Origin of the sequence: Methylomonas defluvii (genome assembly GCF_033949435.1) — a bacterium.
Taxonomy (GTDB): Bacteria; Pseudomonadota; Gammaproteobacteria; order Methylococcales; family Methylomonadaceae; genus Methylomonas; species Methylomonas defluvii.
Genome location: NZ_JAXARY010000003.1, coordinates 239,829 through 264,012, shown reverse-complemented (window position 1 = coordinate 264,012; position 24,184 = coordinate 239,829). Strand labels below are relative to the sequence as shown.

The following is a 24,184-nucleotide window of genomic DNA, read 5'->3' as shown; positions in this document are numbered from 1 at the left end:
ATGAAAGACAGCTACAAAGTATTGCTGGTCGACGACGAACCGAACAATTTAAAAGTGTTACAGCAAATACTCAAGGACCACTTTCAACTGCTATTTGCCATCAACGGCGAAAAAGCCTTGGCCGCCGCCCGGGAACATCAACCGGACATTATTCTGCTGGACATCATGATGCCGAACATGGACGGCTACCAAGTATGCACGCAGTTAAAAGCCGATCCGCTGACCGCGAAAATCCCGGTGATTTTCGTTACCGCGATGGGAGAAATGGAAAACGAGGCGCGCGGTTTCGATGTCGGCGCGGTCGATTACATCCAAAAACCGGTCTCCGGCCCCATCGTGTTGCGCCGGGTGCAAACCCATTTATCGCTGGTACGAGTAGACGAGCTGGACCAACTCGCCCGCGCCGCCATCGAAATGCTCGGCGATGCCGGCCACTATAACGATCCGTACACCGGCGACCACATCTGGCGCATGGCTGCCTATTCGGCGGCACTGGCCCGCGCCGCCGGTTGGACGCCATCGCAAGTTGCGATGATGGAATTGGCCGCGCCCACCCATGACACCGGCAAAATCGGCATTCCGCACGGCATTTTAAAAGCGGCACGGGCGCTTAATGAAGAGGAATGGCCGATCATGCAATCGCATTCGCAAATCGGCTACGACATTCTGAACAAAAGCGACAATCCGGTCTTCAAAATGGCCGCCGAAATCGCCCGCCATCACCACGAAAAATGGGACGGCAGCGGCTATCCGTTGGGTTTGGCCGGTGAGGCGATCCCGGAATCTGCCAGAATCGTGGCGATTGCCGACGTGTTCGATGCCTTGACGACGAAACGTCCCTACAAAGAACCGTGGCCGCTGGAAGAGACTTTAAAGTCGATGCAAAGCATGGCCGGCAGTCATTTCGATCCGCGCTTGCTGGCCTTGTTTTTGGAGATAATGCCGGAAATCTTAAGTCTGAAAGCCGCATGGGGCCAATAAGCTACTAAATATCGTATCGGTGACGATTTTCCGTAACGATCGCAGTCGGAAACCGGCTTTTCTGTATCAGGCCCTATCAAGCTCTCCGCACTCAGGCCGCAGCCTGCAAGGCTTGGCCGCCCGCTACCCCAAACCCCGTTTAATTCGATAGTTTTGGCATTTTTTATGCTGCGTACTGCTTGTCATTAAATAACCAGGGGCGCGTCATGAAAACCTACGAAAAAATACAAATCGGCGATGTCATCCACAGTAACTGGTATGGCGACGGCACCGTCGCCGATCTGAATGAAGCCGGGACAGGCAAAATCAAATTCGGCAGATTCTTCGTGCTGTTCCGGGAGTTTGAGATTTTTTATGCAAACGGCTGGATGTTGTCGGTGTAAATGCAGAGCATACTAGCCAAACACAACACTCGAACCGGTGAGGACAAGTCCACGCACAGTCAGCGGATTGGCTGTTCCTCTCTGGTTTGATGGGGTATTGGGTACTCCAAAGCGCAAAGCAGTTGCTTAAACACGTTTCAATAGTGGCATTAACCCTGCTGCGGGTCCCTCTCTAATCAATGCATCCGCAGTGAGTTTGTCTGGCGTTTTCAAAATACCGTTTTGGTCTTGTCAGCCGGAAATTGGCTTAGCAGTGTGATGTGGCAGCTAAGCGCTGTCACGTGAATGTCGGACTGCGCGGGAGCGACGATATTTACGGACCGGGCTTAGGATTTAGCCGCACTCTTACTGCCCAGTAAAATCGTATGCCTTTGATAGCCGTCGTCTGCCGCTGCAGTCTCAGCCTCGGCTTTCCGCAATTGCTCGGCTCGGTCGTGTTCTAGCGCTTCTCTGAGTACATCGCGGTAAGACCGATTGATGCTGCTGGCATATTGTCTGTCTTTTTTCTCTTGGGTTTCGGCGATGGTCTTGGTCGGTTCCGGGTCGTAACGCTCTTCAAGTTCCTCAGCCAGTTTTTTTAGCTGTTGGCTGATTGCCAGGGCTGATTGAGATGAATGGGTTTTGTTGTCGTCCAAACTAAAAATTCGGATCATTTCATCCCGCAAATTAAACCCATACACCACCGGGTCGCCGTGCTTTTGCTGAAAATCGTAGGCAATAAAAAAATCCAGCGGATTGGTAGGATTTTTATCGAAAAATATCGTAGCGCTTTCCATGGTGTAATTCAGCGCCTCGACAAACTGCTTCCTGGCCTGCTCCATTTCTTCAAAGATAAAGTCATCGGCAATTTGTTTTACGATGTATTTCATAATCCGCCCCAGCTTAAATTCGATTGACTCGTCTACCTAAAACTCGCTGCATCCTATTCTGTTTCATAGACGGCGAGCATCATTGCTACGAATTGTATCAATTTGCTTCGCTCGTGCACCTAAATGAAATATTGCCATTATCCGGCAGGTTTACACCTGGCAAAATGCCTATCCAGCCACCGGGAAGCTCATATCGGCCCGGCCAATCCTACATCGCAGACCCGCGACCTTAGCAATACCGCTAATTCTTCCGCATGTCTCGGCGAGCCTCCCCATTCCGGTGCGCACCACGCATGTGCAAAAAAAGCACTTCCGAATCAATAGAGTGCATGATTTTTCTGCATGCCAAGATGCACCCGCAAATTTCTCTAAAAACAGACTCACCAAAAATAGGTGTAACACACTGTTTATAATGGTTTTTTACATATAGTTATCACAAGAGTCATTAAACTGGCATCAGCATTGCTTAGTAAGCAGCAATACTCCAGTGTAGGAGTGGTAAACCCAAACCCCGCTCACTGTTGAGCACTAAAGACAAAGGCGTCTACTGTCAGGCTTGCAAACAAGTCGGACATAGACGCCTTTTTTTTGGCCCGTTTTTCTCAATTGACAGGAACCGACATGAAACAGAACCGCATTTTCACCCCGAAGACACTTGCCGCCGCTTTCAGCTCGGTGGTTGCGCTGGGCATATTAGGCTTTTCCAACCACAGCTTCGCCGCCGGGAAACTGGAAAAAGAAGATTTGAAGTTCGGTTTTATCAAATTGACCGACATGGCCCCGCTGGCGGTGGCTGCGGAAAAAGGTTTTTTTGAAGAGGAAGGCCTGTTTGTGCAACTGGAAGCACAAGCCAATTGGAAAGTGGTGATGGACCGGGTTGTGAACGGCGAGCTGGACGGTTCGCACATGCTGGCGCCGGCACCGTTAGCGGCCAGCATCGGCTTCGGCACCAAGGCCGACATCGTGACTGCCTTCAGCATGGGCTTCAACGGCAATGCCATCACCGTATCCAACGACATCTGGAAACAAATGAAAGCCAATGTGCCAATGGAGGGCGGCAAACCGGTGCATCCGATTAAGGCTGATTATCTGAAACCGGTAGTGGACAAATATAAAGCCGAAGGCAAGCCATTCAATATGGCGATGACTTTTCCGGCCGGTTCCCACAACCTGAAACTGCGCTATTGGCTGGCGGCTGGCGGCATTAATCCCGGCTACTATGCGCCACCGCAAGACATTTCCGGCCAGATCAGCGCCGATGCTTTGTTGTCGGTCACGCCGCCGCCGCAAATGCCGGCGACGCTGGAATCCGGCACCATCTTCGGCTATTGCGTCGGCGAGCCGTGGAACCAGCAAGCGGTATTTAAAGGCATCGGTGTGCCGGTGATCACCGACGAGGAATTGTGGAAAGACACTCCGGAAAAAGTGTTCGGCGTGACCAGCTCTTGGGCCGAGAAATATCCCAACACCTATCTGGCAGTCACTAAAGCCTTGATCCGCGCTTCGATCTGGCTGGATGCCGAGAGCAACAAAAACCGTAAGGAAGCGATTGAAATGTTGTCGCAAAAACAATATGTGGGCGCCGACGTTGAAGTACTGGCGGCCAGCATGAACGGCACCTTTGAATACGAAAAAGGCGACAAACGCTCCCTGCCCGACTTCAACACCTTCTTCCGTCACGGCGCCAGCTATCCCTCTTACAGCAGTGCGGTTTGGTACCTGACGCAATTACGGCGCTGGGGCATGATCGCCGAGCAAAAACCGGATAACTGGTATCTCGACACCGCGAAAAAAGTTTATCGCCCCGATATCTATTTGGCTGCGGCGAAAGAATTGGTGGCCGAGGGTAAAGCCAAAGCGGAAGATTTTCCGGCCGACACCGGCATCAAGCCTTCACAAAACTTTTTCATCGACAAAATTCCGTTCGATGCCAACAAACCTAACGATTATCTAGCCAAATTTCCGATTGGCTTGAAAGGCAAACAAACCGTCTCCGGCGGCAAGATTGTCGACTAAGAAACTCTGGTGGGTGCTCTACACAAGGATCGTATGTTGATGCATGGACGCATCCTTTTTACCGACACCATTAAGACAAGCGAGCAAAGACATGACTAATACATTGATCAAATTTTTCAACATCACCGGCCTGACTTGGTTCGTACCCTTGGTCAAAATCGCCGCTGGCGAAAACCCTGCCCAACAAATGCGTCAATTATGGCTGGTCATGGGCGTCCCCATCATCGCTTTCATCTTGTTTTTAGGATTTTGGAGCGTCACTGCCGCACGCATCAACACCAGTTTGGGCGCCATTCCCGGCCCGGTCGCGGTATGGTCGGAAGTCAGCGGCTTGGTGACCGAACACTATGCGGAAAAAACCAAAATGGCCGAGTTTTACGAACGCCAGGAATTACGGAATAAAGAAAAACTGGCCGAAGACCCCAAAGCGGAAATCAAGCCCCGCCCCTACACCGGCAAACCGACTTATCTGGACCAAATATTTACCAGCCTGCGCACCGTATTCGCCGGCTTTATCATCGCTACGCTGATTGCCGTGCCTCTAGGTATCATCTGCGGCATGAGTCCGGTGTTGAATACCGCGTTTAACCCTTTGATTCAAATCTTCAAACCGGTATCGCCGCTAGCCTGGTTGCCCATCGTCACCTTGGTGGTGAGCGCCATCTATGTCACTGACGACGATTCCTGGTTCGCCAAATCGTTCGTCACCTCGGCCATCACCGTGACTTTATGCTCTTTATGGCCAACGCTGATCAACACCGCCGTGGGTGTGTCATCGATAGACCGCGACCTGGTCAACGTCGGCAAAGTGTTAAGACTGGATTGGGCCACGCAGATCAAACGCATCATTCTGCCTTCGGCATTGCCTTATATCTTTACCGGGATGCGCCTATCCTTGGGCGTGGGCTGGATGGTTTTGATCGCCGCCGAGATGCTGGCGCAAAACCCAGGACTGGGCAAATTCGTCTGGGATGAATTCCAAAACGGCAGTTCCAATTCCTTGAGCAGGATCATGGTGGCGGTATTTACCATCGGTATTATCGGCTTCATTCTCGACCGGGTAATGCACTCGTTACAAAACCTGTTCTCGTTCCAAAAAATCTGAGGATGCCGTCATGAGCGCCGCCCAAGCCAAAATCATCGAACTTTCCATGCACAAACAATCCGCTATGTCTTCCGTTCCCGCCAACGATGCGTATAAGCCGCTAGTAGAGTTAAAAAATGTCTGTAAATCCTACGGAGAAGGCAAAGACAAAACCTCCATCCTCAGAGACATTAATCTGGATATTCGCGAAGGCGAGTTTATCGCCATTGTCGGTTTTTCCGGCAGCGGCAAAACGACCTTGGTATCGATGATTGCGGGTTTAATCCATGCCGACAGCGGCGAACTATTGAAACAAGGCCAGCCCATCACCGAACCCGGCCCGGATCGCGGCGTGGTGTTTCAAAACTATTCCTTGATGCCCTGGCTAACCGTTTACGAAAACGTGGCGCTGGCGGTAGATGCGATCTTTAAGGACTGGACGCCGGAACAACGCCGCGCGCATACCGAGAAGTACGTCAAAATGGTGAACCTCGGCCGGGCGATGGACAAAAAACCCGCCGAGTTGTCAGGCGGTATGCGCCAGCGTGTTAACGTGGCCCGGGCGCTGGCCGCCAACCCGGATATTTTGCTGCTGGACGAACCGCTCAGCGCCCTGGATGCGTTGACCCGCGGCAACTTGCAAGACGAAATTCTGCAAATTTGGGAACAGGATAAAAAGACTGTCATCTTGATTACCAACGACGTCGATGAAGCCATTTACATGGCCGACCGGGTCATTCCACTCAATCCCGGCCCGGATGCCAGCTTTGGCCCGTCCTTTACGGTCAACCTGGAGCGGCCGCGCGACCGCACCGCTTTAAACCATAACGATGAATTCAAACGCCTGCGCGCGGAAATCACCCGCTATTTGATGAATATCGGCATGGAAAAAGCCCAAGCCGACGCTGGCGACAAGCTCAAGCTACCGGATGTCCGCCCCAATACCAGTAACGACTGGAAGCTGGATACCTCGGCGCTAAAACCCAGCGCCCGCGATCTGGGCAAGGCCCGCTATCTGGAATTCTCCAATCTGTCCAAAATCTACCCTACCCCGGACGGCAACAGTACCGTGAAAGTGGTGGACGGCTTCGATTTAAAAATGAAGAAAGGCGAATTCATTTCCATCATCGGCCACTCCGGTTGCGGGAAATCCACGGTGTTGTCGATGACCGCCGGCCTGAACGAAATATCCGAAGGCGGCATTATTTTGGATAACCGGGAAATCAGCGGCGCCGGTCCGGATCGCGGCGTGGTGTTTCAGGCTCCTAGCCTGTTTCCCTGGCTGACCGCCTTCGAAAACGTGATGCTGGGCGTGGATAAAGTCTACCCACATGCCTCGCAAGACGAACGCGAGGACATCGTCGAATACTACCTGACCCGGGTCGGTCTGGCCGATGCGATGTTTAAAAAAGCCGGGGACATGTCCAACGGCATGCGCCAGCGCGTCGGTATTGCCCGCGCCTTTGCCTTGTCGCCCAAATTACTGCTACTGGACGAACCGTTCGGTATGCTGGATTCGTTGACCCGCTGGGAATTGCAGGAAGTATTGATGGAAGTCTGGGAACGCACCCACGTCACCGCGATCGTCGTGACGCACGATGTCGACGAAGCCATTCTATTGGCTGACAGAGTGGTGATGATGACCAACGGCCCGCACGCCAAAATCGGCAAAATTCAAGAAATCGACCTGCCTCGGCCGCGTACTCGCAAGGCCCTGCTGGAGCATCCGGATTACTACAAGTACCGGGAGAGCTTGCTGACCTTCCTGTCCGAATGCGATCACACCCATTAATTTATAACCGCTTGTTTTCCTAGGGGGCCTTATGCCGCAAACACTCAAACGTCCAACCGGCACGTTACCGGCGACACTATTATCACTCACCTTCTTCAGCCTGCCGGCCGCCGCCGACATTACCAAAGAGGTGGAAGACGCCTTGAATTTCTACCATTACGGCAGCAACGGCGCAGTAAAAATGGATTTGAACTACCGCTGGGAGAATGTCGATAAAGACAACTCTGTTCGTAAACCCGCCAATATGGGCGGCCAGCCGGTGGAAACCGCCAACGCCAATACGGTGCGCCTGCGGCTGGGTTTCCTGACGCCGGTTTTTCACGATTTCCAAGGTTACGCGGAATACGAAGGCCTCTACGCGGCGCAAGCCGACTACGACCGCGGCGGTACTACCTCGAACCGTGACCGCAACTATGCCGTCATTGCCGATCCGGCCCGCAACGAGCTGAATCAATTCTGGATCAGCTACAAAGGCATCGCCGACACCCTGATCAAAGTCGGCCGGCAACGCATCAAATTGGACGACGACCGCTTCATCGGTAACGTCGGCTGGCGGCAGATGGAAATGACCTATGATTCGATTCTGATCACCCACAATAATCAGACCTTGTTCGGGCTGACAGCAAACGTCGGCTATATCGACCACATCCAAAACATATTCGGCGAAACGCATTCGATAAACGCGCCGTTTTTAAACCTGAATTACAAGATTAATGACTGGGGCAACCTGATCGGTTATGGATACTGGCTGGATTACCGCGAACGCGCTAACTACGCTAACTCCTCGCAAACCTACGGCTTGCGCTTCGACGGCAAATCGCCGCAGTTTTTTGACACTGTCAATGCCATCTACACGGCCGAATGGAGCAAACAATCGGACTACGGCGACAACCCCAACCACTACCAGGCCGACCGCTTCAATCTGATGGCGGGGGCCAGTGCTTACAACCTGACCGTATCAGGTGCCGTGGAGCAGCTAAACGGCTACGGAGCCGGCAAATCTTTCCAAACCCCGCTGGGCACCAATCACGCTTTCCAGGGGTGGGCGGATTTATTTTTGACTACACCGGCTAATGGTATCCGCGACGTCTTCGCCACCGCCAGCTACAAAGCGATGAACGACAGCTTGATCATTACCGGCGTCTATCACGACTTTAAAGACGATACCGGCAAAATTGAATACGGTAAGGAATGGGATTTTCAGGCCCTGAAAAAGTTTGGCAAACATTACTCGCTGTTAGCCAAGTACGCGAACTTTAACAGTGATAACCCGGCGTTCCCGGACACCCAAGTGATTTGGATGCAAGGCAACGTCAGCTTCTAGGCAACAGCGGCGCAAACTGTTTTGCACAGTTTGCGTCCGATTTCCCAACGATCTTCGCAAATAGTACCGACAACATCATGAAACTCAAATTGGTAGTGATAGGCAATGGCATGGCCGGCATGCGCACCGTTGACGAATTGATTCAAACCGTACCGGATCGCTACGACATTACCGTGTTCGGCGCCGAGCCGCACGGCAACTACAATCGCATCATGCTGACACCGGTGTTGTTCGGCGCCAAAAGCGTTGCCGACATCATGATTCACGATTTCGATTGGTATCTAAAAAACCGCGTGACCTTGTATTGCGGACCGGACAAAGCGGTTGTCGATGTGGATCGCGAACGCCGCTGTGTCATCGCCCACGACGGCACCTGTGCGTTTTACGACAAACTGTTGATCGCCACCGGTTCCTTGCCGCTGATGCTGGACATACCGGGCCGCGACGTCGAAGGCGTATTGGGCTTTAGAGACATCGCCGACGTGGAAACCATGATCGAAAAATCCGCCAGCAAACGCCATGCGGTCATTCTGGGCGGCGGTTTACTGGGTCTGGAAGCCGCCAACGGCTTATTGCAACGCGGTATGCAAGTCAGCGTCATCAACCGTGCCGACCATTTGTTGAACCGGCAATTGGATGGTAAAGCTGCGGCGTTTTTACAACGGCAATTGGCGGATAAAGGCATTCAATTTCATCTGGGTACCACCATCCAACGCATAGACAGTCAGGACGGGCATATCAGCGCGGTGACTTTAAGTAACGGCAGTGTTTTACCGGCCGACATGCTGATCATGTCCACCGGTATCAAACCCAATATCAGTCTGGCGAAACGCATTGGCCTGGCGTGTCAGCACGGCATCGTAGTCGACGACGGCATGCAGACTAGCGACCCGGCGATATTCTCGGTCGGCGAATGCGTGCAGCATCGGGGCGAACTGTTCGGTTTGGTCGCGCCGGTCTACGAACAAGCCAAAGTCTGCGCCCAACAACTGGCGGGTAAAGTCGACAGCCAATTTAAAACCTTATCGTCCGCCACCATGCTGAAAGTCACAGGCATCGATTTATTCTCGGTAGGCGATTTCGAAGGCGACAGCGAATGCCAGATTTTGCAGTTGATTGACCACGGCCTGGGCATCTATAAAAAAATCGTCCTGCGCGGCGACGTCGTCGTCGGCGTTATTTTGTACGGGGATACCAGCGACAGTGCCTGGTATCTGAATTTGGTTAAAGAAAGCACGCCGATTGCCGCGATCCGCGACCGCTTGATGTTCGGCAGAATCCCGCTCGCGCGCGCGGCTTAAATTCCTTTACCCATGAACACCATCAAAACCACTTGTCCTTATTGCGGCGTCGGCTGCGGCATCGAAGCCACGATAGAAGACCACGCGACACACCGGGTCTGTATCAAAGGCGACAGTAAGCACCCGGCCAATTTCGGCAGACTTTGCTCCAAAGGCGCGACGCTGGGCGATACCGTGTCGCTGGAAAATCGCCTGTTCTACCCCAGCATTCAAGGGAAACAAGTCGATTGGGCGTCAGCTTTAGATCATGTCGCGGAACGCTTCAATAACATTATTGCGCAGCACGGCCCCGAAGCGGTGGCGTTTTATGTCTCAGGCCAATTGCTGACCGAGGATTACTACGTCGCTAACAAATTGATGAAAGGCTTCATCGGCACCGCTAATATCGATACCAATTCCCGTTTGTGCATGTCCTCGGCGGTAGTGGGCTACAAACGCGCATTCGGCGCCGATACCGTGCCTTGCAATTACGAAGACCTGGAACTGGCCGAATTGATTTTACTGGTCGGCTCCAATGCCGCCTGGTGCCACCCGATTGCCTTTCAACGCATTCGCAAGGCTAAGGAAACCAATCCCCATTTAAAAATCGTGGTGATCGATCCGCGCAGCACGGCCAGTTGCGACATCGCCGATTTGCATCTGCCCGTTAAACCGGGCATGGATGCGCTATTGTTCAACGGCATTTTGGCTTATTTAGCGCAAAACGGCCGGATCGATCAGACTTATATAGACACGCATACCGAAGGTTTCGAGGCCGCATTGCAAGAAGCTGTGAAAACCGCCGGCAGTATCGAGCAGGTCGCCGCAGGCTGTGGCTTGCCTAGCGAAGCAGTCGCCACACTGTTCGACTGGTTTGCCGGCACCGAGAAAACCGTCACGGTCTATTCGCAAGGCATCAACCAATCCAGCTCAGGTTCGGATAAATGCAACGCCATCATCAACTGCCACCTCGCCAGCGGCCGCATCGGCAAGCCGGGTATGGGACCGTTCTCGTTTACCGGCCAACCTAACGCGATGGGCGGCCGCGAAGTGGGCGGCTTGGCCAACACCTTGGCTGCGCATATGGACCTGGAAAACCCGGAACACGTCGATAGAGTCGGCCGCTTTTGGGGCAGTGACAAAGTCGCCGACAAACAAGGTTTGAAGGCCGTGGCCATGTTCGACGCCATTGCCGCCGGTCAAATCAAGGCCGTATGGATCATGGCGACCAATCCGGTCGTATCGATGCCCGACGCCGACAAAGTGAAACGTGCTCTGCAGCAATGCGAATTGGTGGTGGTTTCCGATTGCATCGCCAACACCGATACCGCCAAGTTAGCCCATGTGCTGCTGCCGGCCACCGGCTGGAGCGAGAAAGACGGCACCGTCACCAATCTGGAGCGGCGCATCTCTCGACAACGGCCCTTGTTTCCGGCCTCCGGCGAAGCCAAACACGACTGGTGGATCATCAGCCAAGTCGCGCAACGCATGGGTTTTAGCGATGCGTTTAATTACCAATCCAGCGCCGATATTTTTCGTGAACACGCCGCGCTGTCGGCCTTCGAAAACGATGACGAGCATCAGTTACGCGATTTTAATTTATCGGCCTTTGTCCACTTGGATGGGCAAGGTTATGACGCGCTGCAACCGGTGCAATGGCCGGTCACCAACGAGCAAACCGCAGGCATAGCCAGAATGTTTACTGACGGCCAGTACTACACAAGCAATCGTAAAGCCCGCTTCATCCCGATTACCCCGCGTCCGCCGGTTAATGCGCCGGATAGCGATTATCCGTTTACGCTGAATACCGGCCGCCTGCGCGACCAATGGCACACGATGACCCGCACCAGTCTGGCCGCCAAATTAAACGCGCACCGCCCGGAACCTTTCGTCGAGATAAACCCCGCCGACGCTGAACGCCTCGGCTTAAGCGCGCGCAGTCTGGCGCAGATAGAAAGCCGTTGGGGCAGTATGCTGGCCCGCGTCGATCTCAATCCGGGGCAACAAATCGGCAGTCTGTTCGTACCTATGCACTGGACCGAACAACTCAGCAGCCACGGCCGCATGGGCGCCGTGGTCAATCCGGTGGTCGATCCCTATTCCGGGCAACCGGAAAGCAAGCAAACACCGGCCAAAATCTATGCCTGCCCGGCACGTTGGTATGCCACTATTTTGTCGCGCCGTCCCTTGCAAATTGGCGGGGCCGAGTATCAAGTCAGTGTGCGCGGCGACCGCTATTTTCGTTACGAGTTAGCGTCTACCGAACCCGCCAAGGACTGGCGGGCCTGGAGCCGCGCGCTGCTCGCTGACACAAGACATATTGATGATGATAACTGCTGGCTGGAATACAGCGACCAACAAGCCGGCTATTACCGCACCGCTTATTTACCGGATCGCGAATTACAAGCCTGTTTGTTCGTCGGACCGGATTGCGAACTGCCCGAGCCTGGCTGGCTGGGCAGTTTATTCGCTAAAAATGAGTTGAGCCGAGCAGAGCGCCTGAGCTTGCTGAGCGGACTGCCACCAAAAGGTGAAGCCGATATTGGCCGAATCGTCTGTTCGTGTTTCAATGTGGGCGAAAAAACTATCCGACACGCGGTGCAAACCCAGCAACTGCAAAGCGTCGCCGACATCAGCGCCTGTTTGAGCGCCGGTAGCGGTTGCGGTTCCTGCGTCGCGGAGTTGAAGGAGTTTTTACCCAAACCCAGTTAAATTGATAGCCCAAGGGACGATGCAAGCTAAAACACAGTTATTTCCGTATTTCCAACCCATTATTTCGGTGGCCAGCGGCAAAATCGTCGGCTACGAAGCCCTGGCCCGCCAATACGACGACAAAGGCAAAGTGGTTTCCGCCGGTGCCCTGTTCTCTTCCGCCGAGGTCGATGCCAAAACCCGTATCGAGCTGGACAGGCAGGTACGCTGGCAAGCCCTGGAAAAGTTCTCGGAATTGGCCGATACGCAAAGCTATCTGGCGCTGAATATTTCCGCGGCCTGGATAGAAAATCTGCGCCAATTAAACACGCTGCCCACGCTACGGATGTTGGACGAGTTGAATATCGACCGGCGACGCATCATCGTGGAAATTTCCAATGCGCATGTCGATCCGCAAAAGTTAAAACAAATCGTACAGCGCTACCGCAAACACGGCTTGAGTGTGGCTATCGGCGATTTCGGCGCCGGCGCCTCGCAGCTGGAACGGGTGATCGCCATTCAACCCGACATCATCAAAATCGACATGCGGCTGTTCAAACTGGCCACCAAGGGCGGCATCGCCGGCGACATCATTCATATGATCTCGCGGCTGGGTAAACGCACCGGCTGCCGGATTATTTGCGAAGGCGTGGAATCTGACGAAGCGTTTTTATTTAGTTTGAACTGCGGCGCGCAATTCATGCAGGGGTTTTTGTTTGCCAAAGCCGAAGCCGATTTTCAACCGGCCGAGCTTTACGAACAACACATCGCCTCATTGCGCACTAAGTTTTTGAAAAACACGCTGGTTAAGGTGCAAAAGAAAGTCAGCGCCATCAACACCACCAAAACCTTGATTTACAAGCTGGCCGAAACCTTGCAGGACGACTTTAACTTGAATGAACTGGTCAGCTGGAACTTTACCGATAGCGGCGTGATTCGTTTTTATTTGTGCAACAACCAGGGCGACCAGATTTCGCCGGATTTTAATTTCAAGGAAAACCAATGGTTCACCGATCCGCGCAAAATCGGTTTTAACTGGTCCTGGCGCCCTTATTTCTTTCAATTGCTGGCATTGGAAAACTGCGGCGACCGCAATCGGGTCGTCACTTCCGAGCGCTACATGGATTTTGAAACCAGCTTGCTGTGTAAAACCCTGTCTTTACGCCTAGATAGCGAGCGGATTTTGTTGGTGGATACCGTGGCGGGCGATTGAGCTACTTTAGATACACCATCACCAGAAACAACAAAGCCAGACCGGCATAGCGCCAGCTGCTATCGACGGTGTGCGTGCCAGGCTTGGCAAACTCGGCTTGTTGCAGCGCTTGATCCAGACTGTCGGTATCGCTCAGACGTCGATACCGTAAACCACTCTCAGCAGCCAGCTGACGGAGATAGCTTTCGTGCAGCCGGCTCATATGCTCGTCGCCGGTTGCCGCCTCGCTGCCGAAAGGTGCGTTGCGGGCGTTGTAGCCCTGGATATTCTCGGGATTTAGATCCGATTCACCAAAGGACGAACGATGCGGCACGTCTTCGGGTTTGTAAAAGCCCTGGCGTTGGCCCTTGGCATCGAACTTGGGGATGGGCGACAGTTGCTCGCCGCCGACGCCGACGATCACACCTTTTACCTTATCTTTAACTGGCGACAGATCGGGTTTGTAACGCGGATTGGGCGGGGGTGCCTCCTGGCCGTCGCTGAGAAACACCAGGGTCTGATCTTTGTCTTTTAACTGCTCCAGCGTACTCAGCAAGCCACTGGCGATGCGGCTGTCGGCAGCCCAGGCCATGCGCCAATCCAGCGCCGCAATCGCTGCGTCTATCTCGGCAAATCCCGAACACACGTCTATCGGTTCGAACAGCAGCGTCGAGCGCCGTTCGGTGAACACCCCCAAACCGACTTGCGAACCGCAAGGCAGTTTCAACAATTCCTGGCGCAACACCTGTTTGACAAACTGCAAGCGGCTGACCGGCTGTTTATCCAGCTGATAGTCTTCGGTGTTCATGCTGCGGGTAATGTCGACAACAAACACCAGCCGGTACAGTGGCACTTGAGCGCTGGTTTGCGGATGGAAAAACACTACCGACAAGGACAGCAAGGCCGCTGTTAGCAGCCAGAAACGGTAATCCCTAAGATTGGGGGCGATAGTCATATAGCGAAATTATCGGTCGGGAAGATAAGCGCCAAGTTAGGGCAAGCCACGCGGAAAGCCCGGCAAGGTGGTCCACAGTTGTGTCTGTTGATTAAGATCGTCCTGCTCGTCGCCGCTGCTGATTCTGTCCATCTCCGGCAGCAGCCGCATCGCCACTTCCAGATTGTATTTGGCATCCCAAAACTGACTGTCCAGCGTTAATGCTTCCCGATAGGCTTGCTTGGCCAACCCCAGTAGCGGCATCGCTTCGTTGACATTGCCCGCTTCGGCTTTCTGCATCGCTTGCCTTAGATACAGATTACCCAGGTTATAACGGGTTTGCGCTTGCGCTTCGGCACCGGCTTGCTGCAATAACAGGTTCAGCGTCGCCAAGGCTTCGTCGTAGCGTTGGTGCCGGCTGAGATAAACCGCTCTGGCCATGCGTACTTCCGGCGCCGAGGTGGCCAATTCGTCTGCGCCGACATCCTGATCGGCCAGTAATTGGCCGATCAGCCGATTTTGGCCGGCTAGGCCATACAGTTGCAGCAATTGCGTCAGAGTTACTAATAAAGCTGCTGCCAATATGGCCCACAGCGCCCAGTGTTTTAACTTACGGATCACAGTCTGGCCTCGCAGAGTTTCACGCCTAGCAAACCCAGCAACATTGCTGCCGCCCAGGCATAACAGCGCGTGGATAAATCCTGCTTCGGAATCCGCTCGAAATAATGCAGGGGCCGATTCTCCAAGCGGTTGATGTCGTCAATGGCCTGCTGCAATGCACCGGGCGTTTCGGCTTCATAGGCTTGATACGGAATATGCAGACTGTTAAAGAACAGATGCAGATACCGTTCCGGCATGGCCTGAGCATTATCGTCGCGCGGGTCGTCGGGCACTTCAAACAAGCCAGGGCTGTTGGCGGTGCGCAGAAACACCCAATACAAACTGACTTGGCGTTGTTTGAACAACTCGCGCAGGGCTGCTTCACTATCCGGATCGATTACCGCCGCGCCGTCCGACACCAGCAACACGATGCGCGAACCGGTCACCGGCCGGCTATCGAAGAACTCCAAGGCCATGCTCAAGCCCTTGCTGACGTTGGTATAAGCCAAGGCCGGCAAGGCGGTGGCGTCTATCGCGGCATGAATGGCCGCTTTGTTTTCAGTGAGCGGCAGCACGAATAGCGGCGAAGTGCTGTATTCGGCGATGCCTATCAAATCGTGCGTGCGCTGATCGACAAACTGATTCAACAAGCGGCGGGCGGCGTTGGCTTTGGATTCCTCGCCTTGGGTTTCCGGCGTCTTGCCGGCGAAGGTGTTGTCCATGCTGTTACTGCGATCCAACAGCATGACGATGTGTGCGCCGTGGCCGATGCGCTCCACTTGCTGTTCCTGCAGATAGGCACCGGCCAAGCCCAGGTTCAACCCGCCTATCGCCAGTACGCCCAGCAAGCGGATCAAGGCGCTGATAGCCAGCGATAGTGGGTCGATAGGCAATATCGCCAGCCAGGGATAGGGGTTGGCGACCACTCCCATTCTCAACATCGGCAACAGGCATAAGCCCAAACCGAGCAAGACCCAAGGATACTCAAAGCCCAAATTCATCGGCTGCCTCGCTCGATTTCCCGGCAATGCAGGCACAGGGTTTTGAGTTTTTGCAGATCGTGTTCTTGCGGCATTATCGAAGCGTCACCGAAAAAGTAACGATTGGAATAATCGAAAAACCAAGTCAATTCGTCAGCGATGCTGCGATATTCCGGGTGGTCCTGATAAAACTCGGCCAGTTTGTGCAAAAACACCGGCTTACCGTGAAGACCGTTAAATGCCGCATGTACAGCGCCCAGCCCTTGCGGCAACTGTGACAAGCCAAGGGTTTGCAGTTGCCGCTGCGCGCGCTTGAATACGCTGCGTTTCGGTAGTCCCGGTAAATAACCGTAAAGCCAAGCCAAACGCAAAGCAATGCCCAGCGCCACCACCAGCGACACGCATAAGCGCCGGACAATTGCCGCGTCATCCAACAAGCTCGGCGCTTGGTCCGGGCGCATATATTCGCCGTGTTGATCCTGCCTGACCACTAATTCCCGCAATGGTGCGGTCGTAAAGGTCCAGGCCGCGACCGGCTGTTCCAGAGTTTGCCCGTGCTGCTGAAAGCGCAAGGTGAAACCGGGTATGCTCAAGGCTTTCACTTCCAGCGGTGCGTAAAATTGCTGATATTGCAGATCGATTTGATAGCGCTTGCCGTCATTGCCGGCCGTTTCCTGCACGGTTACCGCGTTCAGTTGTAACCAGCGATTCAAACGGCCCGGCGCCGGCAGACTGTTGCGCTCCAAGAGCATGCCGGCGCGCGTTTCCAGCACAATCCGCTGCGGGATGGTATCGCCGATCACATAGCCGAACGGCCGAGGTGTTTGCAGTTGATAATCGTGCAGCGCCTGCTTGGACGCACCGGAACAAGCTACCAATAGCATCGTCGCTATCACCAACGCCAAACTGAAGCGTATCCGCTGCAACGCCTGTATCACCCTGCTCTCCGTAAAAAATATTGTGTTAGCTCCGCCGCACGATAGCCGTTTTCGATAAACAACGGCTCGCAACCAAACGCCCGAAAATGGTGTTGCAATTGGCTTTGGCGCTGCGCAAAAGCCTGTTCTATCTTGCGCTTCAACCCGGGACGCAGCCACAGCGTGCGGCGCTTGCCGGATTCCAGATCCTGAATTTGAAACAGGCCCCAATCCGGTAACCGGCTGTATTCGGCTGGGTCCCACAGCACCAGCGGTATCACGTCGTGGCGACGCAAGTTTTGCAAAATGGCTTGCAACTGCGGTAACGGAAAATGAAAATCCGACGCCAGAAACACCAGGGCCCTATGCTTGGGTAGATAGCGTTGCGCTTGCAGCAAGCCTGCCGAGCCGGGTTGCAGGTCGAGTGTTTCCAGGCGTTTTGCTGTCGATTGAATCCGGCCTAGGTGTTTACCAGCCGGCAAATAACAGTCGGTGAGCACCTGCTGGTTAGCCACAATAAACCCGATGTTGTCGCCGTATTCCAGGGCCGATGCGGCAATCGATAACAGCATATCGGCCATTACACGGCGCTTGTCATAGCCGCCGCCGAAACGCATGGAAGCGGATAAATCGGCCAGCAAATACACGTCGATAGCACTGTGTTGCTGCTGCACCCGCACTTGATAATTTCCGAACGGGTCGAGCAGGCTGGCCCGCAGATCGATGCGCCTGGGGTCCGGACGGGCGATCAAGGTGTCATGGCGCTTGAACAATTGGCCGTTGCCGACCATTTGTCCGGGGTGCGCGCCGGGAAATACACCGACTGCCGGGCGTGGCAGGCGGTATTGGAAAGGCTTTATCGTGGCCGACATCGTTTTAGCGAGTACCTTATTGGCTGACAACCAAATTCGCCAGCACGGCCGTCACAACCAAGTAGCCGGGAATGGAAAATTTGAGCGGCACCCTCATCAATAAGGCCACCACGCCGGAATAAGTTTGCGGATTGCGGCTGTGAATGGCTTCGCCGAACAGCCATAGCAAGGAGTTAAGCAGGCACAAAGCCAGGATCGTGAAAAAACCGACATCGCTGAACAAAAACGATTTGTTAGCCAACAGCGAGATGCGCTCGCTGGTATCGATAAAATTGGCGGTCAAAATGCCTATCATCAAACCGCCCTCATCGAAGGCCACCAAAAAAAACGTGTAGGTAAACCGCCGCAAGCGCCGGCTGAAATCGCTCAGTGCCGGAAAATGCAGCGATAGATATAACACCGGCAGGCTCAGACAAAACAGCAAGGTGCCGACCACCGCCAATAAAATCCAGAATTTAAAACCCACCGCGTCGTTCAGGGCGCTGGTGTAATACGCGGCATAGGGCACGTCGGCATGTTTATCCAGACTACTGGCGATAAACGAGCAAATAAACCCGACGCCGGACCAGGTTAAATAGGTTTCCAATAAGTGGCCAAGGCCGGCATGCGGCAGCATGGCGCGCAGAGCAGTTTTAATATTCATGGGTGTTACGGTGCGGCGATTTGGTTGAGTATGCTGTCTATCAAGGTGGGAACAATATCGTCTTGGCGATAGCTATACATCGGGTTCAGGAATATCCGGTGCGACATGGTGACGGCGAAAACCGCCTGTAAATCCTCCGGCAACAGGCTGTCGCGATTTTCCAGCCAGGCCCGAACTTTGGCGGCACGTATCATATAGCTGACGCCGCGCGGACTGGCGCCGGCCTGCAACAGGTTGTTCATCTCCACATCGGCTAAAGCGATGCCGAATGCGCAGGGATCGGCGGTGGCTTTCCATAAATCCAAGGCGTATTGGCGCAACGCGGCGCTGGGCTGGATGCTGTCTTGAATCGCCGCCGCCCAGTCGTTGAGCTGGTAATAAGGTATTTGGCTGGCGGCCATTTCCCCGATCAAGGCATCGACATCGTGGTAACGCGGATTGAACAGCAAATCGTCCAGCACCTTGTCGTCACTGGGTGTGTTGATGTTGATTTCCATGAAAAACCGGTCGCGAGCGGCCGCCGGCAATTCAAAGGTTTCTTCTTTTTCCACCCGATTGCGATCAGCAAATACCTGAATGTGCGGCATCCGGTATTCGCGATTGAACGCGCCGATATTGCGCTCGGCCATCACCCGCAACAGCAGCGAATGCACTTGCGGCCGGGCCCGGTTGATCTCGTTAAAGAAGAACACCGACAACTGTTCGCCCTGCTTCAGCAAAGGGCCGGGATCGACGCAGGGTCGGCCTTCTTGATTTAAATAGGTGTAATAGATCAAGTCGGCCGGCATCAGGTCGATGGTGCCTTCGATACGCTGGTAGTGTCCGCCCAGACCTTGGGCGATGGCCCGCAATAAGGTGGTTTTGCCGACGCCGACCTGGCCTTCCAGCAATACATGGCCGCGGGCGAATACGGCTATCAGCAGATTGCGTACCGCCGCTTGCTGGCCGACGACGACATGGTTGATTTGTTGTTCCAACTGCAACGCACTGGCGCGCCAGTCGCTGAGGGTTTGCTTGCTTGTCATAGCTAATTGAGCGCTGTTGATTAAAGCCAATACCGCAAAAAGAACTCCGGTGCTGGGTTGCCATGCCGCCGATTGCAGACACACGCGCCGCTGATAACGGGCCTTCGTGATCTAAGCGGCATAGCAACGGCCCGGAGCCGTGAGGTTTCGTTTAGAAGCTGTTTAAGGGCTACTGCACTCGCGAAGTTCTTAAACAGCTTGCATGGGTTGAGCGCGCCGTTGCCTTGGGCATTCCTTGGTCTTCGCTTCGGCAGAATAATCTTCGATTCCCTCCGCATCATTAGTTACCGCCGTCCCTGGCGGCGTCCTAAGGGTTCTATCCTCGTGGTCACTGTCGGCTTGCGCACTGCGCATCCCGACCCACCCGTTGCTTATTGGCCTTCGACCTCGTAAACGAACTTGCCGGTTTTCGCCAGCACTTCAGTACGTTTGGCGTTGCGGGCTTCCATTTCCTTGATCGATTGCGCTTGTTTGTTCAGCTCGTTGGGATCGTGTTTCGGGTCGTATTTGCTGCCCGCCACTTGTGCCGGATACCCCGGTTTCGGTTCCCAGCAGTTGCCGGCTTCTTTGCATTTGGTGCCGTCGTAGGCTTTTGCCGCGCCGGACAGGCCAAAAGCCAGCAGTACCGCGCCTAACATTACTAATTTGTTCATGTTGATCTCCTAAAGTAATTTGTTGGATAACCCTCACTCTGCCCTCTCCCATGGAGAGAGGGTTCAATACCTACTTCCAAGGCAAACTCAAGTCGCCTGGAGTTAGCTGAGTGGCTTGAGCTACCTCTCCCTCCGGGAGAGGGCTAGGGTGAGGGTGTTTATTTCAGCCATTCGGCTTTCTTCGGATCGCCTTTGTAAATGCTGCGTAAGAAAGACATGATGTGCAGCATGTCGTCGGTGCTGAAGTTGACATACTGCGGACCCATCATGCCGTTGGCGCCGCCGAACAGGATTTCGAACAAACCCTGGTCGGTCAGGCCGCGCGGATAAGTCCAGTAGTCGTCGGCCAGACCGGGGCCGAGTTTGCCTTCGGCTTCATGGCCGTGGCAGCCCGAGCAACCGGTCATGTACAAGCTTTCGCCTTTCTTGGCTGCCTCGGCATCGCCGTTGTAAGGGTTTTTGCCGGTTTGCATAAATTGCTTGAATTTGTCGGTGTTACCGCCTTTTTTGGCAAAACTCAAATCCAGCGCTTCCCCGGTCAAGGCATGGCGCAGGGTGATGTCAGCCTGGACAGCAGTTGCCGCCAGCGCTGACATCGACAGCACGGCGCCAGTCAAAAATGTTTTCAATTTCATTCAAGGTTTCCTGTTTAGTTCATGGACACGGCGGTTTCGGGTTGATCCAGCAACGGAATCCCTTCCGCTTCCAGCAACGCTTCGATATTGTCCTGCCCGTCTTTGATGATTTTGTTCAATTGCCCCAGCAAAGCGCTGTCGTCCTTACGCACACCAATGGAAGTGCTGTAATGCAAACCCACTTTTTCGCCGTCGGCGCGCTTGGCGTTGTCCGGAATGAGCGTCATCGTCAGCGGCGTGGCCGATGCCTTCACGTAGCGGGCCGCGGCGGGTCCCCACAAGATGGCGATTTCCGCTTTGCCGGAAGCCACTTCGTTGACCAGTTTGTCGTTGTCGTACTTGACGTACTGGTTACGTTTGGACTTGAAGCCGGCCAACTCTTGTTGGTAATTGAACATATCGTTGTAACGGCCGATGGCCCGCAGCATGGTTTCGGCCGGAGAGCCCGGTGCGAAAGCAATCCGCTGGGCTTGCTTCAAAGCCGGGCTATCCCAGTTCTGCAAATCCAGCCCGTCTTTTTCGCGGCTGATAAACACGTAGCCGGACCGGTAGTAAGGTGCCGTGGTCAACAAACGCGGGTCGCCGGCATCGACGCCCATTACCACGTCGCACAAGCCTTTATCCAGGTAATCGCGGATAAAGTAGCGCGGATCTGTCCAGCTGACGGTTTCCAATTTGCGGCCCAGTTGTTCGGCCACATACTGCGCCAATTTGTTTTCAAAGCCTTCGCCGTTTTTATTGGAGTAAGGCATTTCGTTTTCAGCCGTGCAGACTTTTAAAACCGGCTGTTCGGCTTGAACTGTGGAAAAACCAAAGCCCAATGCCAACGCAGCCACAATGCGTGTGCTTGTTTTCATAGTGATTCTAGGAATTAAGTAGACTCGTCGCCTCGTTCCCACGCGCTGCGCGGGAACGCCTTAGTAGCCGCGCTGCGGCAGATCATCGCCACCGCAGCGCGGTTAACCTGAATTCCCACGCAGCGCGTGGGAACCAGGAAAGCTTTCTACAACGCGAACACCATCACCCCGCCGCCCATTTGGGTGTAATGCGCCAGTTCCTTGAAAGCACCCACCGCACCCAAACCGGCAGTCGGATCAGCCAAGTCAAACACCAAACCTACACCCGGCCAGCCGCCGACACCGTAATAAATCGCCACATACTGCTTGTTGTTGTGTTTATAGGTGATCGGATGGCCGATAACACCGGAAGGCAATTTAAACTTCCATAACTCTTCGCCGGTTTTGGAATGACGCGCTTTGATGTAGCCGTCCAGTGTGCCGTAGAACACCAAGTCGCCGGCAGTGGCGGTCGTGCCGCCCCACACTGCAAATTTTTCCTGAACTTCCCATTCCATTTTGCCGGTAACAGCGTTCATCGCTTTGACTTGACCCAAAGTGCCTTTCGGACCCGGATACATGTTCAAAGTCGCGCCCACGAAAAACTGGCCTGCCCGGTAGGGCAACATAAACGGTTCCCAGTCCATGCAAATGTGGTTGGTGCCCATGAAGAACAATTTTTTATTGGGATCGTAAGACTCGATACCCTGGTTGTGATAACCCATCGCCGATGGGCAGATGCCGGTGGCTTGGTGATCCATGTGGGTGGAATACTCCGGATCGCGGATTGGCAAACCGGTTTTCAGATCGACTTTTTTCACCCAGTTGACGGTGTCGTCGATTTTGAAAGCGTTAACCAGGCTGCCATTTTCGCGGTTCAAGGTGTAGACCAAACCGTTGCGGTCAGGATGCGTCAGCAATTTGGTCATTTTGCCGTCGACCATTTGCTCGGACAGACCCATGTAGTTAACGCCAGCGTAGTCCCATTCGTCATGCGGGGTTTTTTGGTAACCGAATTTGGCTTCACCGGTGTTGACGTCCCGGCCCCAGATAGTCATGGTCCATTTGTTGTCGCCGGGACGCATGGTTTCGTTCCACGGTGCCGGGTTACCGGAGCCGTAATACAACATTTCTAAGTCGCTGTCGTAAGCGTACCAGCCCCAGTTGGTGCCACCGCCGATTTTCCAGGCGTCTCCTTCCCAGGTTTTCAGACCCAAACCGAATTGGCCGTAATGTGGGTTAGCGCTGTTGAAGTCTTTGGATAATTTGATGTCTTCATCCGGACCGGTGGCGTAAACGCGCCAGGCTTGCTTGCCATCCTTAATGTTGTAAGCGGTGGCATAACCGCGGACCCCCAACTCTGCGCCGGAGGTGCCGACAATGACTTTGTCCTTAACCACGAACGGCGCGACGGTCAACGTAGAGCCCATCGCAATATCGGAGTTTTCCATTTTCCACAGCAGTTCGCCGGTCTTGGCATTTAACGCCACCACATGACCATCCAACTGGTTCAGGAAAATGGTGGCCGGATAATCCTTACCGGCCGGCGCATAGGCCAAACCGCGGTTAACCACGTCGCAACAAGCCACTGCGCGGGCGGCCGGATTTTGCTTGGGCTTGAACTGCCATAAAATCTTATCCGGCTCGTCCAAACTGATCGCAAACACATTGTTTGGATACGGCGTGTGGACGTACATGATGCCATCAATAACCAACGGACCGCCTTCGTGGCCGTTTAAGACGCCGGTGGAAAACGACCAGGCCACTTTCAGATTTTTGACGTTGTTGGCGTTGATGTCGATCATTTCGCTGAAATGCGTCGAACCGTAATCCTTGGTCTGCATCACCCAGTTGGTGTTTTGCTTGGCTAGTTGTTCCAGTTCTTTATTCGCTTGCGCCGATGACGACACGGCCAAGGCCGCAGCCGTGACTAAGGCCGTGGTCGATACCTGCTTGGCAAACCGTGAAATTTGCATGAATCCTCCTATGTTGTTTATTAGGTTGCATGGCCCGGCAAATCGGTTGGTTAGGGGAGCCTTCCGTTAAAAGCGGATAACGCCATCGGCATTTCCGGGCAAAATCAATCACACGCTGCGCTTAATTTTGGCGTCCATCCGTGACGCGAGATTTTGCTTTGCGGCAGAAATCTCCTTCACTTTTCACATCAGCAATCTCAATCAAGTCGCACACAATATTGACTTAGACCTACCGGGCCATGCTGGCGCAAATGGTAAAGAAGGCGGCCTATCGGGCGTTACGGAATAATCCATAAATAGCCTGGGAATTCCGCGAAAAAAGTCCTGGAAGTTTTCCCGGTCGCACGCAGCCGCACGCCGTGGCAAAACGGGAAAAGCTCCCATGGTTTCCCGGCATAAAAATCGGCATCATGGCGGGGCAAGAAGCGCCAGCTAGGGATAGCACCGGTTCTGCCGGGGGCGTTTCTTGCTCATCCACACCAAAAACCAATCAGGACACGT

At 54.0% G+C, this 24,184-nt stretch carries 21 protein-coding genes; 9 read left to right on the top strand and 12 right to left on the bottom strand.

Going from position 1 to position 24,184, the window contains the following annotated elements:
* Both QLH52_RS05495 and QLH52_RS05490 read left to right on the top strand, forming a co-directional pair.
* The gene (locus tag QLH52_RS05495; RefSeq protein WP_319960830.1) at positions 1-981 is read left to right on the top strand and encodes a response regulator; all 981 of its coding nucleotides are present in this window, start codon (positions 1-3) and stop codon (positions 979-981) included.
* Between the two features lie 206 nt (positions 982-1,187).
* Entirely contained in the window at positions 1,188-1,364 is a 177-nt protein-coding gene (locus tag QLH52_RS05490; RefSeq protein ID WP_171695365.1) for a hypothetical protein, read from the top strand.
* Positions 1,365-1,690: 326 nt separating this feature from the next.
* Here QLH52_RS05490 and QLH52_RS05485 read toward each other — a convergent pair whose 3' ends face one another.
* A complete protein-coding gene (locus QLH52_RS05485; protein ID WP_319960829.1) occupies positions 1,691-2,233 on the bottom strand; it encodes a hypothetical protein in 543 nt (180 codons plus the stop codon).
* Between the two features lie 621 nt (positions 2,234-2,854).
* On the opposite strand from QLH52_RS05485, the gene QLH52_RS05480 reads away from it, so the two are divergent.
* From QLH52_RS05480 to QLH52_RS05450, 7 genes are all read left to right on the top strand, one after another.
* On the top strand, positions 2,855-4,249 hold the full coding sequence (locus tag QLH52_RS05480; RefSeq protein WP_033156211.1) for a CmpA/NrtA family ABC transporter substrate-binding protein: 1,395 nt from the start codon (positions 2,855-2,857) through the stop codon (positions 4,247-4,249).
* Positions 4,250-4,340: 91 nt separating this feature from the next.
* Positions 4,341-5,354 carry an ABC transporter permease gene (locus QLH52_RS05475; RefSeq protein ID WP_033156210.1) on the top strand — a complete coding sequence of 338 codons (1,014 nt, stop codon included), beginning with the start codon at positions 4,341-4,343 and terminating at the stop codon, positions 5,352-5,354.
* A 10-nt stretch (positions 5,355-5,364) separates the two neighbouring features.
* Positions 5,365-7,125: an ABC transporter ATP-binding protein gene (locus tag QLH52_RS05470; protein ID WP_033156209.1), complete on the top strand. Its 1,761-nt coding sequence runs from the start codon at positions 5,365-5,367 to the stop codon at positions 7,123-7,125.
* 31 nt (positions 7,126-7,156) lie between these two features.
* The gene (locus tag QLH52_RS05465; protein ID WP_033156208.1) at positions 7,157-8,449 is read left to right on the top strand and encodes an alginate export family protein; all 1,293 of its coding nucleotides are present in this window, start codon (positions 7,157-7,159) and stop codon (positions 8,447-8,449) included.
* 77 nt (positions 8,450-8,526) lie between these two features.
* Positions 8,527-9,750 (top strand): NAD(P)/FAD-dependent oxidoreductase, encoded by a 1,224-nt coding sequence (locus QLH52_RS05460; protein WP_051669854.1) that lies wholly within the window; start codon positions 8,527-8,529, stop codon positions 9,748-9,750.
* A 12-nt stretch (positions 9,751-9,762) separates the two neighbouring features.
* Positions 9,763-12,441, top strand: coding sequence for a molybdopterin-dependent oxidoreductase (locus tag QLH52_RS05455; RefSeq protein WP_319960828.1), 2,679 nt, complete (start codon positions 9,763-9,765; stop codon positions 12,439-12,441).
* A gap of 19 nt (positions 12,442-12,460) precedes the next feature.
* On the top strand, positions 12,461-13,633 hold the full coding sequence (locus QLH52_RS05450; protein WP_319960827.1) for an EAL domain-containing protein: 1,173 nt from the start codon (positions 12,461-12,463) through the stop codon (positions 13,631-13,633).
* A gap of 1 nt (position 13,634) precedes the next feature.
* Here QLH52_RS05450 and QLH52_RS05445 read toward each other — a convergent pair whose 3' ends face one another.
* The 11 genes from QLH52_RS05445 to QLH52_RS05395 all read right to left on the bottom strand — a co-directional run bounded on the left by QLH52_RS05445 (position 13,635) and on the right by QLH52_RS05395 (position 23,683).
* Positions 13,635-14,567, bottom strand: a complete 933-nt coding sequence (locus tag QLH52_RS05445) for a vWA domain-containing protein (protein ID WP_319960826.1) — start codon at positions 14,565-14,567, stop codon at positions 13,635-13,637.
* 36 nt (positions 14,568-14,603) lie between these two features.
* Complete coding sequence (locus tag QLH52_RS05440; protein WP_319960825.1) at positions 14,604-15,167, bottom strand: MxaK protein; 564 nt, start codon at positions 15,165-15,167, stop codon at positions 14,604-14,606.
* Positions 15,164-16,147, bottom strand: a complete 984-nt coding sequence (locus QLH52_RS05435) for a vWA domain-containing protein (protein ID WP_319960824.1) — start codon at positions 16,145-16,147, stop codon at positions 15,164-15,166. The genes QLH52_RS05440 and QLH52_RS05435 overlap by 4 nt, the downstream gene beginning before the upstream one ends.
* Positions 16,144-17,064, bottom strand: coding sequence for a nonribosomal peptide synthetase MxaA (locus QLH52_RS05430; protein ID WP_319960823.1), 921 nt, complete (start codon positions 17,062-17,064; stop codon positions 16,144-16,146). The genes QLH52_RS05435 and QLH52_RS05430 overlap by 4 nt, the downstream gene beginning before the upstream one ends.
* Positions 17,061-17,915, bottom strand: a complete 855-nt coding sequence (locus QLH52_RS05425; protein WP_319960822.1) for a DUF58 domain-containing protein — start codon at positions 17,913-17,915, stop codon at positions 17,061-17,063. Before QLH52_RS05425 ends, QLH52_RS05430 begins: the two co-directional genes overlap by 4 nt.
* A 16-nt stretch (positions 17,916-17,931) precedes the next feature.
* Positions 17,932-18,558 carry an MxaP protein gene (locus tag QLH52_RS05420; protein ID WP_319960821.1) on the bottom strand — a complete coding sequence of 209 codons (627 nt, stop codon included), beginning with the start codon at positions 18,556-18,558 and terminating at the stop codon, positions 17,932-17,934.
* Positions 18,559-18,563: 5 nt separating this feature from the next.
* Positions 18,564-19,583 (bottom strand): AAA family ATPase, encoded by a 1,020-nt coding sequence (locus tag QLH52_RS05415; RefSeq protein WP_319960820.1) that lies wholly within the window; start codon positions 19,581-19,583, stop codon positions 18,564-18,566.
* Positions 19,584-19,954: 371 nt separating this feature from the next.
* A complete protein-coding gene (locus QLH52_RS05410; RefSeq protein WP_319960819.1) occupies positions 19,955-20,236 on the bottom strand; it encodes a methanol dehydrogenase in 282 nt (93 codons plus the stop codon).
* Between the two features lie 158 nt (positions 20,237-20,394).
* Positions 20,395-20,871, bottom strand: coding sequence for a cytochrome c(L), periplasmic (gene moxG, locus QLH52_RS05405; protein WP_319960818.1), 477 nt, complete (start codon positions 20,869-20,871; stop codon positions 20,395-20,397).
* A 14-nt stretch (positions 20,872-20,885) separates the two neighbouring features.
* Entirely contained in the window at positions 20,886-21,728 is an 843-nt protein-coding gene (moxJ, locus tag QLH52_RS05400; protein WP_319960817.1) for a methanol oxidation system protein MoxJ, read from the bottom strand.
* 146 nt (positions 21,729-21,874) lie between these two features.
* Positions 21,875-23,683 carry a methanol/ethanol family PQQ-dependent dehydrogenase gene (locus QLH52_RS05395; protein WP_319960816.1) on the bottom strand — a complete coding sequence of 603 codons (1,809 nt, stop codon included), beginning with the start codon at positions 23,681-23,683 and terminating at the stop codon, positions 21,875-21,877.
* Positions 23,684-24,184 lie beyond the last annotated feature (501 nt).

Excerpts from the sequence above, each read along its gene's own strand:
- QLH52_RS05470 (WP_033156209.1), top strand. The coding sequence starts at position 5,365 with ATGAGCGCCGCCCAAGCCAAAATCATCGAACTTTCCATGCACAAACAA.
- moxG (WP_319960818.1), bottom strand. The coding sequence starts at position 20,871 with ATGAAATTGAAAACATTTTTGACTGGCGCCGTGCTGTCGATGTCAGCG.
- QLH52_RS05435 (WP_319960824.1), bottom strand. The coding sequence starts at position 16,147 with ATGAATTTGGGCTTTGAGTATCCTTGGGTCTTGCTCGGTTTGGGCTTA.
- QLH52_RS05465 (WP_033156208.1), top strand. The coding sequence starts at position 7,157 with ATGCCGCAAACACTCAAACGTCCAACCGGCACGTTACCGGCGACACTA.
- QLH52_RS05460 (WP_051669854.1), top strand. The coding sequence starts at position 8,527 with ATGAAACTCAAATTGGTAGTGATAGGCAATGGCATGGCCGGCATGCGC.
- QLH52_RS05485 (WP_319960829.1), bottom strand. The coding sequence starts at position 2,233 with ATGAAATACATCGTAAAACAAATTGCCGATGACTTTATCTTTGAAGAA.
- QLH52_RS05480 (WP_033156211.1), top strand. The coding sequence starts at position 2,855 with ATGAAACAGAACCGCATTTTCACCCCGAAGACACTTGCCGCCGCTTTC.
- QLH52_RS05395 (WP_319960816.1), bottom strand. The coding sequence starts at position 23,683 with ATGCAAATTTCACGGTTTGCCAAGCAGGTATCGACCACGGCCTTAGTC.
- QLH52_RS05425 (WP_319960822.1), bottom strand. The coding sequence starts at position 17,915 with ATGTCGGCCACGATAAAGCCTTTCCAATACCGCCTGCCACGCCCGGCA.
- QLH52_RS05445 (WP_319960826.1), bottom strand. The coding sequence starts at position 14,567 with ATGACTATCGCCCCCAATCTTAGGGATTACCGTTTCTGGCTGCTAACA.
- QLH52_RS05455 (WP_319960828.1), top strand. The coding sequence starts at position 9,763 with ATGAACACCATCAAAACCACTTGTCCTTATTGCGGCGTCGGCTGCGGC.
- QLH52_RS05420 (WP_319960821.1), bottom strand. The coding sequence starts at position 18,558 with ATGAATATTAAAACTGCTCTGCGCGCCATGCTGCCGCATGCCGGCCTT.
- QLH52_RS05490 (WP_171695365.1), top strand. The coding sequence starts at position 1,188 with ATGAAAACCTACGAAAAAATACAAATCGGCGATGTCATCCACAGTAAC.
- QLH52_RS05415 (WP_319960820.1), bottom strand. The coding sequence starts at position 19,583 with ATGACAAGCAAGCAAACCCTCAGCGACTGGCGCGCCAGTGCGTTGCAG.
- QLH52_RS05410 (WP_319960819.1), bottom strand. The coding sequence starts at position 20,236 with ATGAACAAATTAGTAATGTTAGGCGCGGTACTGCTGGCTTTTGGCCTG.
- QLH52_RS05495 (WP_319960830.1), top strand. The coding sequence starts at position 1 with ATGAAAGACAGCTACAAAGTATTGCTGGTCGACGACGAACCGAACAAT.
- QLH52_RS05475 (WP_033156210.1), top strand. The coding sequence starts at position 4,341 with ATGACTAATACATTGATCAAATTTTTCAACATCACCGGCCTGACTTGG.
- moxJ (WP_319960817.1), bottom strand. The coding sequence starts at position 21,728 with ATGAAAACAAGCACACGCATTGTGGCTGCGTTGGCATTGGGCTTTGGT.
- QLH52_RS05450 (WP_319960827.1), top strand. The coding sequence starts at position 12,461 with ATGCAAGCTAAAACACAGTTATTTCCGTATTTCCAACCCATTATTTCG.